Here is a 12,530-nt window from a genome sequence, read left to right as displayed (position 1 = left end):
CGGAGCCGTGGTGGCCGCCGCCGCCACGGCTTTTTTTATTCCGCCTTATCCGTTTTGACGCGCCGTTTTCGGCGTCTCCGCACCGTCAGTCTCGATATGCTGGCGCAGCTGCTCGGCACGCTTGGCCAGTGAGATCAGGTCGTCGTCCAGTTCGCTGTTGTTGCGGGCATAGTCGCGCAGGTCCTTGACCAGCTTGAGCAGGTGTGGGGCCGCGGCGATCAGGCGGGCCTGCATCTCGATCAGGGTCGGGTCGCGTTCGTATTCGGCGCCCGGCACACGCCAGCCGCCCCAGTCGTTTTCATCGGTGACGACGATCGGATAGGTGCCGGGGAAGGGATGATTGCGGCTTTCCTCGGGTGTCTGCCACTTGTTGCGGGCGCGCATCAGGCGCCAATGGGACAGGTGCCCGTCATGGGCGCTTTTGTCGGTGGCGCTTTCCGGGGTGAGTTCTTCGGCGGCGAAATCGCGACCCAGGCCGCAATCGTAGGTGACGCGCACCGGCTCATCGAAACCCTTGACCCAGACCGGATTGACCTTATCGATCACCGCCCAGGTGCCGACAGGCTCGACATAGACGCGCTGATGGCGATGAAAGGTCGCTTTGGCCATGTAGATCCCCTGGCTTGTTCTCAAGCTGCTCCGAACCCCGTATCCTAGGCTCAAAGTCTTAATAACTCGCTCCGCAGCTTGGTAAACGCCCGGTGGGTTGCACCGCAAACGCGGCGCAAGGCATTGTTTCCAATGAAACTTTTTACTGAATGTGCCGCGTGGCAAAAATATTAAATCAGACAATAGGCTGCAAAGCCTTGGATTTATTCAGACTATCAAAACGACCGCCCAAGCAGCCGAATTTGTTATCTTGCGATGCACAAAAAGGACGCCTAGACATGTCATATAATTATAAACCGGCTTGACCCCCTAACGCTTGTCGTCGGAACAACCTGACCTTAGGTCTTTGTTTTTGTGACCATAAGTGTGTGAGTCAGGCCCGCGGGCTCCTGGAACATCGCATCATGACCGACACCGTCCTCAACCACGTCAGGCAACATATCACGCTCCTCGATGGCTTTCTCGATGAAGCGGTGCGCGAATTCGGCAAGTCCGACGTGATGGGCAAGGTCGAGCTGCTGAAGGACAAGGCCTTCGATTTCGGCACACTGAGCGAGTCCGAGGCGGCGCATATCGCCCGCATCATGACCTGCATGTCGATGCTGTCGGTCATCTCGGAAGACGTCGGCCAGCTGGGCCAGATCGACACCTTCGACAGCGCCGATGGTTCCAAGCAGCCGATCAGCCTGGCCAATGCCGTGGCTTCGGCGCGCCAGTCGGGTCTGGAAAAGGACGAGATCGACTCGATCCTGGGCAGCATACTGGCTTCGCCGGTCTTCACCGCGCACCCGACCGAGATGCGCCGCGCCTCGATCGTCGAGCGCGAGACAGAGATTGCTAACCTGCTGCAGGCCTATGAAAAGTCCAGCAATGCGGCGGAGAAGAAGCAGGTAGAGGACGACCTTTACCGCGCCGTGGCACTGCTGTGGAACACGCGTCTCAACCGGCCGGAGCGCATTACGGTACGTGACGAGATCAACAACCTGATCGCGGCGGTGAAGCGCTCGGTCCTGCCGGCCCTGGTGACACTCTATACCGAATGGGGCCGCGATATCCCGCATGATGGCCCTTTGCCCGACGTGCTCAAACTGGGCTCGTGGATCGGCGGCGACCGCGACGGCCATCCGCACGTCGACGAGGTGACCCTGCGCTATGCCTATCGCGAGCAGGCGCGCGTGGCCTTCGACTTCTATGCCGCGCACCTCGACAAGCTCGACAGCGAACTGACCATGTCGGACGAGGTAACCCCGGTCAGCGACGCGCTGCTGGAACTGGCGCGCAAGTCGCTCAATACCGACATCCACCGCGTCGACGAGCCCTATCGCCGCGCCATCGCCTTCATCAAGCTGCGCCTGGCGCGCACCCGGGCCGAAATCCTGGGCGAGGTGCCGGGCACCCGTGCGGGCGATACCTCGGTTGCGGCGCCGGCCTATGAAAGCTGCGCCGCCTTCCTGAAGGACTTGCGGGTGATGCGCGATTCCCTGGCGCAGAATGGCGGCCGGCGCATGATCGGCGCCACGCTCAAGACCCTGATCCGCATTGCCCGCTCGTGCGGATTCCATCTGCTGGCGCTCGACCTGCGCCAGAATTCCGATGTCCATGAGCGCGTCGTTGCCGAACTGTTCACTCAGTCGTCGGAACTGGTCGATTATCTCGGCATGTCGGAAAGCGAGCGCTGTTCATTGCTCTTCGCCGAGCTGGCCAATGACCGGATCCTGCGCTGGGAATACGGCAAGTATTCCGACGAGACACGCAAAGAGCTGCGCATCGTCGATGCCGCCGCCGAGATCGTGAAGACCTTCGGGCCGGAGGCCTTTGGCGCCTATGTCATCTCCAAGGCGGGTTCGGTCTCCGATATCCTTGAGCCGCTGGTGCTGCTGAAGCAGGCCGGCCTGGTGCGCGGCGGGCCGCAGCCGCACTGCATGATGAAGATCTCGCCCCTGTTCGAAACCATCGGCGATCTGGAGGCGGCGCCGGAGATCATGAAAAAGTGGCTCGGCAATTTCGCCGTGCGTTCGCTGATGGGGCGGCCGGCCCTGCAGGAAGTGATGCTCGGCTATTCCGATTCCAACAAAGACGGCGGTTATACCTCTTCGCGCTGGTCGCTGCACAAGGCCTCGAAGGCGATCAAGGTCGTGTGCCAGAAGGCGGGCGTGAAACTGCGCCTCTTCCACGGCCGCGGCGGCTCGGTCGGACGTGGCGGCGGCCCGGCCTTCGCGGCCATCCTGGCCCAGCCGGAGGGCACGGTCGACGGCCAGATTCGTGTCACCGAACAGGGCGAGATGATCGCCCGCAAGTTCGGCAATGTGGTCACCGCACACAAGACGCTGGATAGTTTCGCGGCGGCCACCTTCCTGGCCACCGTGCCGAAGCGTGGCGAAAAGACGCCTGACGCGGTGATGGAAGAAAAGTTCACGCCACTGATGGACAAACTGCACGCGGCAGCCTTTGAGGCCTATCGCGGCCTGGTCTATGACGATCCGCACTTCCTCGATTTCTTCCATACCGTTACGCCGGTGGACGAGGTCAGTAATCTCAAGATCGGTTCGCGCCCGGCCTCGCGGACTTCATCGGGCAAGATCGAGGACCTGCGCGCCATTCCGTGGGTCTTCGCCTGGTCGCAAACCCGCTTCATGCTGCCGGGCTGGTACGGCTTCGCGGCGGCGGTGCGCGAGCTGGAGATCGGCGAGGACGTGCTGAAGGAAATGATGCAGTGGGACTTCTTTGAGGTCTTCATCGCCAATATGGAAATGGCCCTGGCCAAGGCTGACATGGAAATCGCCGGGCTTTATGCGGACCTGGCCGGTGAGCCTGAAGAGGCGGCGCGCATCTATGCCAAGGTCAAGGCCGAGTTTGAGGACACGGTGGCGCTGATCCTGCGCCTGCGCGGCGCGCCCTACCTGCTGTCTACGCATGAGCGCCTGCGCAACCAGATCGAACGCGCGAACCCGCTGCTGAACTCACTGAACCGCCTGCAGGTCTATCTGCTGGGCATTCGCCGTCAGGGCAACAGGCACAAGCTTGTGCAACTGGCCATGCAACTGACGGTCAACGGGATTGCGTCGGCCTTGCGTAATACGGGGTAAAACAGGGGGTATTGCCGGCCGGCTGGCAAAAACATGTTGGCAAGCTTGGTATTCCCGTCGATTCAGGGTTAAACATGTAGGACAAAAGTGACAGGGACCTGTATCGCTTCCTCATGGCTGACGTTTTATTCTCTTCTCTGGTCGACCGGCTGCACCCTTGCGGGCCGGTTTTGAACGCGGGTGCGGCGGATTACGTCATTGAAACCCTGTATGAAGTCGCCAATGCCGAAGGCTGGCGCGACGTGTTGCGGCAGGCCGAAGACGCTATCCGTCCGGTGGTGGCCGCCTCGCCCTACCTGGCCGGTATCATGCGCCGCGATCCGCAGCGCCTGCGCGAGACCCTGATCTCGGCCCCGGAAGCTCGCCTCAAGGCCATTCTGCTGGCCACCGAAGCCTTGGAACAGCAGGCCGCTACGGTCGAGACACTCGATATTCCCGCCGCCAAGAAGGTGCTGCGTCACCTCAAGGCCGATTGTCATCTGCTGACCGCCCTGGCCGATCTCGGCGATGTCTGGGGGCTCGATCACGTGACCGCGGCGCTCAGCCGTTTCGCCGATGCCGTCACCTGCGCGGCCCTGGCCCTGGTGGTGCGCGAAGAGCATGACAAGGGGCGGATCGATCCGGCCCGCCTGAAAGGCCATGAGGCAGAGCGCGGCGTGCTGCCGGGCCTCTTCGTGCTGGCCATGGGTAAGCATGGCGCCGGGGAACTGAACTATTCGTCGGATATCGACATCACCTTCTTCTGCGACCTGGAGCGCCTGCCGGTCACGGAACAGGTCGATCCGCAGACCTTTGCCGATCGCGTGGCGCGCGGGGTTTCGACCGTGCTTTCGGAGCGCACCGGTGACGGCTACGTTTTCCGCGTCGACCTGCGCCTGCGGCCCGATCCGTCTTCCACCCCCACCGTGGTCAGCGTGCCCTTCGCGCTGAACTATTATGAATCGGTGGGCCAGAACTGGGAACGCGCCGCCTTCATCAAGGCGCGGCCGGTGGCGGGCGACATGATCGAGGCGAAGGCATTCATGAATGACCTCTCGCCCTTTATCTGGCGGCGCAGCCTCGATTATCCGGCTATTGCCGATGTCCATTCGATCAAGCGCCAGATCCACGTCTACAAGGTCGATGAGCGGCTTGAGGCGGCGGGCGCCAACCTGAAGCTGGGGGCCGGCGGCATCCGCGAGATCGAGTTCTTCGCCCAGACCCAGCAACTCATCCTGGGCGGTCGCGACCCTTCGCTGCGGTCGCGCCGCACGCTTGACGCGCTCGATGCCCTGCGCCGCGCCGGGCACCTGGCGCCGGCCGTCGCCAAGGAACTGAAACAGGCCTATGTTCGCCTGCGCGACTGGGAACATCGTGTTCAGATGATCCATGACGAGCAGACCCACGATCTGCCGGAAAATGACGAGGACCGGATGCGTGTGGCCGTGCTGGCTGGCTTCTCCAACCTGTCGCGGTTCGATCTGGCGGTATCGCGCACCCTGCGCCTGGTCAATTCGCACTATGGCGAACTGTTTTCCGAGTCCGAATCCCTGTCATCCTCCTTCGGGTCGCTGGTCTTCACCGGCGTGGAAGACGATCCGGAGACGATCAAGACCCTGTCGCGCATGGGCTTCGAACACCCCGAGCAGGTAGCGGCCACCATCCGCTCATGGCATCATGGCCGCATCCCGGCCACGCGTTCGGAACGTGGCCGCGAACTCTTCACCCGGCTGGTGCCGCGCCTGCTGGAAGCCTTGAACGAGACGGGTACGCCGAGCATCGCCTTCAATCGCTTCGCCTCCTTCTTCGTGACGCTCAATGCCGGGGTGCAGATCCAGTCGCTGTTCCTGGCCAATCCGAAGCTGTTTCACGCCATTGTCGAGATCATGGGTTTCTCGCCGCGCCTCGCCCAGATTCTGGCGCGCCACCCGACGGCCTTCGATGCCATGCTCGATGCCGGTTTCTTCGATCCGCTCGGCGATGAACTGGACGAGCTGGTCCGCCGCGAGGTCGAGCGCGTGCCGCTTGATCTGGAGGCGGTGATGAACGCCCTGCGCCGCATCGGCCGCGAGCAGCAGTTCCGCATCGGCATGCAGATTCTCAACGGCCGTCTGAATACCGAGGCTGCCGGCGCTGCCTATGCGCGCCTGGCCGACGCCTGCATCCATCATCTGGCGCCCCTGTCGCTGGAAGACATAGTGCGTCAGGCGGGTCGTCTGGACGGACAGGTGGCGATCCTGGCGCTCGGCAAGCTGGGCTCGCAGGAAATGACGGCGACCTCGGATCTCGACCTGATGGCGGTCTATCTGCCGGACGATCCGTCTTCGGTCTCGACTATAAAAGGCTGGGCGCCGGAAACCTGGTTCGGCCGTTTCACGCAGCGACTGATCTCGGCGCTGTCGGCGCCGACGCACGAAGGTCAGCTCTACGAGATCGATATGAAGCTGCGGCCGACGGGCGCCAAGGGGCCGGTGGCGGTGTCGCTGGCGGCTTTCGAGAACTATTACGACAAGGACGCCGATACCTGGGAGTTCCAGGCCCTGACGCGGGCGCGGATCGTCTGGTCGAGCTCAGCCGATTTCGCCGATCTGGTCCGGCTTAAGGTCGAGACCATCCTGCGTCGCCAGCGCTCGAAGGCGCAGACGGCGCTCGATGTGCTGGCCATGCGCGCCCTGATGGAAAAGGAACGCCCGGCGAAAAGCTTCTGGGATTTCAAGCTGTCGGTGGGCGGTCAGGTCGATGCGGAATTTGCCGCGCAATATCTGCAACTGGTCCATGCCGAGGCCGGCGGCCCCCTGCGCGTCGGTACGCTGGCGGCGCTTTCGGCCATTCAGCGTGCCGGTCTGGCGCCGGCCGCCGAGATCGAAGCCCTGAGCACGGCCTGGCGGGTGCAGCAATCCCTGGCCCAGGTCATGCGGGTGTCTCTGACCGAGCAGGACGATCCGCACCATGAGCCGGAAGCCTTCCAGCGCAAGCTGGCGCGGGCCGTCCATACCCGCCGGCTCGATACGCTGGAAAAGAAACTGCGCGATATCCGCAAGCGTGCTCGGCTGGCTTTCGAAAAGATTGTGAACACCAGCGACGGATAACCTTGGTTGCGACGTGGAAATAAACACGAGAGCGGCGGATTTCGGGTTTCATCTCTCTGTCTGAAGGACCATATTGATGGCGCGGAGCCTTTTCCACAACCGGGCGGATCATGACCGGACCGGTATGTCGGAAAATCTGCAACAGAAACGGATACATCTCGTGTCCGGCCGTGTGGACAGGTTGCCGGGGACACAGTTGACGACAGACCCTGACGAGGTTCTGCTGGAGCGGATCGCGCGCGGCGATATGGCGGCGGCGTCGGCGCTTGTCTCGCGCAAACTGCCGCGGCTGCTCTCACTTGGTCGGCGGATGCTTAACGATCCGGCTGAGGCCGAGGATGTGGCGCAGGAAACCCTGATCCGCACCTGGAAGCAGGCCCCCACCTGGGTGGCCGGCAAGGCGCGGATCGATACCTGGATGCACCGGGTGGCGCTCAATCTCTGCTACGACCGGTTGCGGCGGCGCAAGGACAACGTCAGTCCCGACGAGGTCGAGATCATCGACGAGACGGACGGCCCTTCGGTGCAACTGGAACAGGCCCAGACGGCCAGCGCCCTGCAGAAGGCCCTGGCACAGTTGCCCGAAAGGCAAAGAACGGCGATTACCTTGAATTATTTCCAGGAAATGTCGAATATCGAGGCGGCGGCCACCATGGGGGTCAGTATCGAGGCATTGGAAAGCCTCCTCGCACGCGCCCGGCGAACGCTGCGTGTATTGATGAGCGAACAAACGGAAATCCCGGGGAAAACGGGAGTAAAAAGATGAGTGACATGCGTTTGGAACGACTGAAAACAATTATCGAAGCCTATGGCGCCCATGCGGCACGCTGGCCGGAAGCCGAGCGCGAAGCCGCCCTGGCCTTGGCGCAGACCCAGCCGCAAGCCCAGGCCTGGCTGGAGGACGCGCGCCAGCTGGACGCGATGATGGATGCCGTCAAGGCCACGGACCTGGCCAGGGCGGAAGCCGATCAGCCGGTATTCGAGGCGGCGGTCGAGCGTTTCGCGGCGGATTTTGCCCAATCCCGAAAAATGCCGACAAATGTCGTCGCCTTCCCGGTACAGCCGGCCCGCCGGCAATGGCACGGGGGCGTGCCCTGGCCGGTTGTCGGCGGCATCGGTATCGCGGCGGCGGCCTGTTTGGCGGGCGCGATATTTGGTGTTAATCTCAGCCTGATGAGCCTGAGCGATGTGCGGGCCACCAATGTGCTGGAACAGGTCGCGATGATCGACGGGGGTAACTGAGTATGGGGTCGTGGCTGACCGACACGCGGCTGAAATGGATTCTGGGCGTTTCTCTGGTCCTGAATATCTTCCTGATCGCGGCCGCCATCGGGGCCGGATTTGTCGTCAAGCGTAATCTTCGCGATTTCCAGCGCCCCCTGGCGATGCAGAAGGCCTGGCGGGATGCCACGGCGGGTACGACCGACGCTGAACGCCATCATATCTATGCGATTACCAAGGCGGCCGTACTCACCGGTGAGGCGGACATGCTCAAGGCGCGGGCCCTGCGCAGCCAGGCGCGGGACCTGACGGGGAAAACCCCCTTCGATGCGGCACAAATGGCCATCGTTTCGGAGCAGGCGCGTAATGCCGAAAACGATGCGCGCGGCAAGATCGAGAACGCGCTGATCCTCAATACCAAGGAACTGTCGGTGCGTGAGCGCGCCTTTGTGCTCGGTACCCTGCTGCGGCCCAGCGGCCGTTACGACCGCTTTATCCAGGACAGGCCACAGCCGCCGGTAGCGCAGCCGTCACCGAACAAGCAACCTTGACCGCTTCGACCTCTGACATCGCCTTTATGCAACAGGCGCTGCGCCTGGGTTTGTCACAGATGGGGCGGACCTGGCCAAATCCGGCGGTCGGCTGCGTCATCGTCAGGGAAGGCGCGGTTATCGCCGAAGGTGCCACGGGCGATGGTGGACGGCCGCATGCCGAGGAAATCGCGCTGGACGCCGCTGGAGACATGGCCAAGGGCGCCACGGCCTATGTCACGTTGGAACCCTGCGGCCAGCGCTCCAATGGCGGTTGTTCCTGTTCGCAAAGATTGGTTGAGGCCGGAGTGGCGCGCGTAATCTATGCCTGTGAAGATCCGTCGCCCTTCGCCTCGCATATCGGCGTGGCGCGTATGATCGCCGCCGGGATCACGGTGGAAAGCGGGCTGCTGGCGGGAGAGGCGGACCGCCTGATCGCGCCCACGGCCTATTATCATCGCACGGGCCGCCCTTTGGTGCAGACGGGCGAATCCGGGCAAGGCTTTGACGCCGAATTTGTGCCCCAGGGCGATGATCTGGAAGCCGAGCTGATCGCCTGGGCGGGTAAGGGCTACCGCCACCTTTCGGTTGAGGGCGGTTCCGATCTCGCCAGTACCTTGCAAGCCTTGGGTTTGCTCGGCGAATAGACCCAAATTTTAAGACTTATGTGCGAAGCTTTCCCAAACTGTCGAGTGAAAGCCTTTCCGCATGAGCGCCACAGCCGGCGACACACGCTACACCAAGCTTACCCAGGAACAGGTCGATGCGATCTGCAGTCGGCATGAACGCCTGCGCGCCATGAAGCCGGGCGGCGCGCGCGCGGTCTTTGCGTGGTGCGACCTGTCGGGGCTCAGCCTCAAGGGGCGCGTGCTGAATGATGCCGATTTCACCGCCGCCATTCTGATGGATTGCGACCTGTCCAATGCGGTGCTCGATACCTGCAATCTCTATTGCGCCGATATGCAACTGGCCAATCTCAGCCATGCCTCCATGCGCCGGGCGGATCTGCGCGGTGCCTGCCTGCGTGGCGCCAATCTCTCGGATTGCGACCTTTACGAAGCCGACCTGCGCGAGGGCGCCCTGGCCCTGCCGGACAAGCAGGCGGGCCTGTCTTACGTCGAAATCTCGATGCGCTCATCGGAAGCGACCTATGCCAATCTGCGCGGCGCCAATCTGGAACGCTCCAAGCTCTCCGGCATCCAGGCCATGAAGGCGGATTTCACCGACGCGACCATGAAATCCTGCAAGCTGATCCGCGCCAATCTCAAGCAATGCATCATGGACAATGTCGACCTCGGCGGCGCCGATCTTTCCGGTGCCGACCTTTCCGGTGCATCGCTGCGCGATGCTGTGCTGATCGGCGCCAAGACCGACATGTGGCGCACCTCGCAGACCGACATGACCGGCGTACTGACCGACAAGGTGGTGGGGACCGACATCAAGGCCCTGCCCTACGGTCAGATGCTGAAGGACCATGCCCAGTGGGTCGATACACTCGGCAAGGAAGGTACGCCTTCGAAATTCGATCATGCCGACCTGCGCGGTCTGGGTTCGATCCGGGACTTGAACCTGGCGGCGCTTTCCGCCAAGGGCGCGGTCTTCTACGGACTCGACATGCGTGGTGTCCAGCTTCAGGGCGCGCATCTCGAAGAGGCCGACCTGCGCAACTGCAATCTCGCCGGCGCCGACCTGCGTGGTGCACGCATGCTCAAGGCCCGACTCGATGGCGCCAATCTTGAAGGCGCCAATCTCGGCGCGCTTCGGATCGATGCCACGCGCTCCCTGCCGACGGACCTGCGTGAGGCCCGCCTGCGCAATGTCAATTTCACCGATTCCGATATGAAACAGGTGCGTCTCGATGGCGCGGATATCTCGCGTTCCAATCTGCAGGGCGCGAGCATGAATCTGGAAGCACTGGAGCACACCACCTGTGTCGCCTTGCGCGGCCGGCTGGCCAGCTAGAGCTCAGTCAATACCGTCCTACGATAAGGTATTATAGACAAATATTTGCAAGCAAATTTGGCCGATCAAACATAGGGTCGTCACAGTCCATATGCTGATCTGTAACGGACGATGACTGGCCCGCGCATTAAGTATCCAGGCAATGATGGCGATAACCAGCAAGTAGGCAATTAGTCCCCAGAGCAGGCCAATACCTGCCTCCTTGCCGTTTTGCAAAATCTCAAACGTAACATAATAGCCCTCACAGGCGGAACAAAATACTCCGACCGGAAGACATAAGACTGTAAGTGCTATGCTGAAAATCCCACCCTTCATGAGCCAATTCATAATCGTAACGGCCAGAGCTGGCAATCGGCCTCTTGTGCTGACAATATTTGGCAGCAGATCGGCGTAGGGTATCCTCTCGATAAGGAGGATATTATGACCCTGAAAGGCAGTTGCCATTGCGGCGCCACCACGTTTGAAGTCGAAGCCGCGCCGACCGATGTGACCCAGTGCACATGCAGTCTGTGTTCCAAGCGTGGGGCGCTATGGGCCTATTATACGCCGGCACAGGTAAGGATCGCACCGCCGCCGACCACGGCCACCTATCGCTGGCAGAGCAAGACTGTGGCGCATCATTTCTGTCCGCACTGCGGGTGCACGACCTATTCGGAATCGCCTGACTGGTCGAAGGGCGAGCCAGACTTTACCAACCCGAGGGTCGGCATCAATGCCCGCCTGTTCGATGACTTCGATCTGGCCGCGGTGCCGGTAACGGTTATTGACGGCCGGAACCTGTGGTGACCCGCTTCTGGCTGGCCGTGGCCTGCGCCGAACATGTCCGGCGCGGACGGGCGGAAGGCTTCATGCAGGTCAATCATGGCAAGCTTGGGCCGCTGAAGCGCATGAAGGCGGGGGATGGCGTTGTCTACTATTCGCCGTCGGAAAAGATGGGGGCAAAAGATGGCTTTCAGTCCTTCACCGCCATCGGTCGTATCCGGGAAGGCGAACCTTATCAGGGCTTCATGTCGGAAGGGTTCCAGCCCTTCCGCAGAGATGTCGAGTGGACCGAGGGCCGGGAACGGCCAATCCGTCCATTGATGGGCGCGCTTGATCTGACGCGTGACAAGAACTGGGGGTACAGCCTCCGCTTCGGACTTCTGGAACTCAGTGCCGAAGATTTTGCGACGATCGGCGCCACCATGACCTCTAGCGGCTGAAGCGACGCACCACCAGAATGCCGGCGCGGTAGCTCATTTCCTTGTTCTGCTTGAGTTGGATCAAAGGACTGTCGGCCACATCACCCAGGGCGCGTTCGGCATTGAGGAAGGTGGCGATCGCATAGTGTTTTTTTATCGGCGTCATCATCAAAAAGGCGATGCCGACATTCTGCGCTCCGGCGCCAACTTCATAGGGGCTGAGGCCGGTGGCTGCGGCTTCCGACTCATCGATGCCGTAATAGGCCTGGTTGGTCTTGCGGTCGCCAAAGCGCGTATAGACGAGGGTCTGCAAAAGACCGACCCTGGTGATATCCTGATGGCCGGCGGACAGGAACAGAGATGAGCCGTTGGAAACGTTGCTGACATCGTGCATCAGGCGTCCGCCGAGACTGAAATTTTCACCGACGCGATAGAAGGCGTAACCCGCCAGATCGGCACCAAGGCCCGGCACTTCCAGACCTTCCAGACCATCGGCATTGCCACCGAAATGCGGTCGGATCTGAACGCCGGCGCGCAGGCGGTCACGCAGGATCAGGTTGTAGCCAACGCCATTCAGCGCGTCGCCATAGAAGCGGTTTTTGTAGTTGAAATCGATCCAGGGAATGGCGTTGACCTTTTCCGGATCGCCGCCATTGGCGCTGAAGCCATAGACCGCTCCGCCACCGATATCGACGGTCAGGTCATGCGCTTCGCCGACCGCCTGATAAGGCTGGGTCTGGGCGTGGGCAATGCCGAAAAGCAGAGGCGCAGCAACGGAAAGGGCGGAAAGGGTTTTGAACATGTCGGTAAAATCCACACGAGCGGCAAGCTTTAATGGGTAAAAGAAATACCGTACCGTACAGTTCAAATCAA

General features: G+C 61.7%; 11 protein-coding genes. 9 read left to right on the top strand and 2 right to left on the bottom strand.

Annotated features, from left to right (window positions below; all coding sequences use genetic code 11):
• Positions 1–45: 45 nt before the first annotated feature.
• Entirely contained in the window at positions 46–609 is a 564-nt protein-coding gene (locus QM647_RS14410) for a hypothetical protein (protein ID WP_414996232.1), read from the bottom strand.
• Positions 610–1,013: 404 nt separating this feature from the next.
• On the opposite strand from QM647_RS14410, the gene ppc reads away from it, so the two are divergent.
• The 9 genes from ppc to QM647_RS14365 all read left to right on the top strand — a co-directional run bounded on the left by ppc (position 1,014) and on the right by QM647_RS14365 (position 11,678).
• Positions 1,014–3,695 carry a phosphoenolpyruvate carboxylase gene (gene ppc / locus QM647_RS14405; protein ID WP_414996231.1) on the top strand — a complete coding sequence of 894 codons (2,682 nt, stop codon included), beginning with the start codon at positions 1,014–1,016 and terminating at the stop codon, positions 3,693–3,695.
• A 113-nt stretch (positions 3,696–3,808) separates the two neighbouring features.
• Positions 3,809–6,763 carry a bifunctional [glutamine synthetase] adenylyltransferase/[glutamine synthetase]-adenylyl-L-tyrosine phosphorylase gene (locus tag QM647_RS14400; protein ID WP_414996230.1) on the top strand — a complete coding sequence of 985 codons (2,955 nt, stop codon included), beginning with the start codon at positions 3,809–3,811 and terminating at the stop codon, positions 6,761–6,763.
• Positions 6,764–7,010: 247 nt separating this feature from the next.
• Complete coding sequence (locus QM647_RS14395; RefSeq protein WP_414996412.1) at positions 7,011–7,529, top strand: RNA polymerase sigma factor; 519 nt, start codon at positions 7,011–7,013, stop codon at positions 7,527–7,529.
• A gap of 5 nt (positions 7,530–7,534) precedes the next feature.
• Entirely contained in the window at positions 7,535–8,005 is a 471-nt protein-coding gene (locus tag QM647_RS14390; RefSeq protein WP_414996229.1) for a hypothetical protein, read from the top strand.
• 2 nt (positions 8,006–8,007) lie between these two features.
• Complete coding sequence (locus QM647_RS14385) at positions 8,008–8,535, top strand: periplasmic heavy metal sensor (protein WP_414996228.1); 528 nt, start codon at positions 8,008–8,010, stop codon at positions 8,533–8,535.
• Positions 8,532–9,161, top strand: coding sequence for a bifunctional diaminohydroxyphosphoribosylaminopyrimidine deaminase/5-amino-6-(5-phosphoribosylamino)uracil reductase RibD (locus tag QM647_RS14380; RefSeq protein ID WP_414996227.1), 630 nt, complete (start codon positions 8,532–8,534; stop codon positions 9,159–9,161). Before QM647_RS14385 ends, QM647_RS14380 begins: the two co-directional genes overlap by 4 nt.
• Before the next feature lie 61 nt (positions 9,162–9,222).
• Positions 9,223–10,476 carry a pentapeptide repeat-containing protein gene (locus tag QM647_RS14375; RefSeq protein WP_414996226.1) on the top strand — a complete coding sequence of 418 codons (1,254 nt, stop codon included), beginning with the start codon at positions 9,223–9,225 and terminating at the stop codon, positions 10,474–10,476.
• Positions 10,477–10,896: 420 nt separating this feature from the next.
• Positions 10,897–11,262, top strand: coding sequence for a GFA family protein (locus QM647_RS14370; protein WP_414996225.1), 366 nt, complete (start codon positions 10,897–10,899; stop codon positions 11,260–11,262).
• Positions 11,259–11,678 (top strand): EVE domain-containing protein, encoded by a 420-nt coding sequence (locus QM647_RS14365; protein ID WP_414996224.1) that lies wholly within the window; start codon positions 11,259–11,261, stop codon positions 11,676–11,678. Before QM647_RS14370 ends, QM647_RS14365 begins: the two co-directional genes overlap by 4 nt.
• Here the strand turns inward: QM647_RS14365 and QM647_RS14360 are convergent.
• Entirely contained in the window at positions 11,668–12,459 is a 792-nt protein-coding gene (locus tag QM647_RS14360; protein ID WP_414996223.1) for a MipA/OmpV family protein, read from the bottom strand. The genes QM647_RS14365 and QM647_RS14360 overlap by 11 nt on opposite strands.
• Positions 12,460–12,530 lie beyond the last annotated feature (71 nt).

This window comes from Asticcacaulis sp., from assembly GCF_047605585.1.
Classification (GTDB): Bacteria; Pseudomonadota; Alphaproteobacteria; order Caulobacterales; family Caulobacteraceae; genus Asticcacaulis.
Note: the sequence above shows the minus strand (reverse complement) of the source record. Positions and strands in the feature narration are given on the sequence as shown.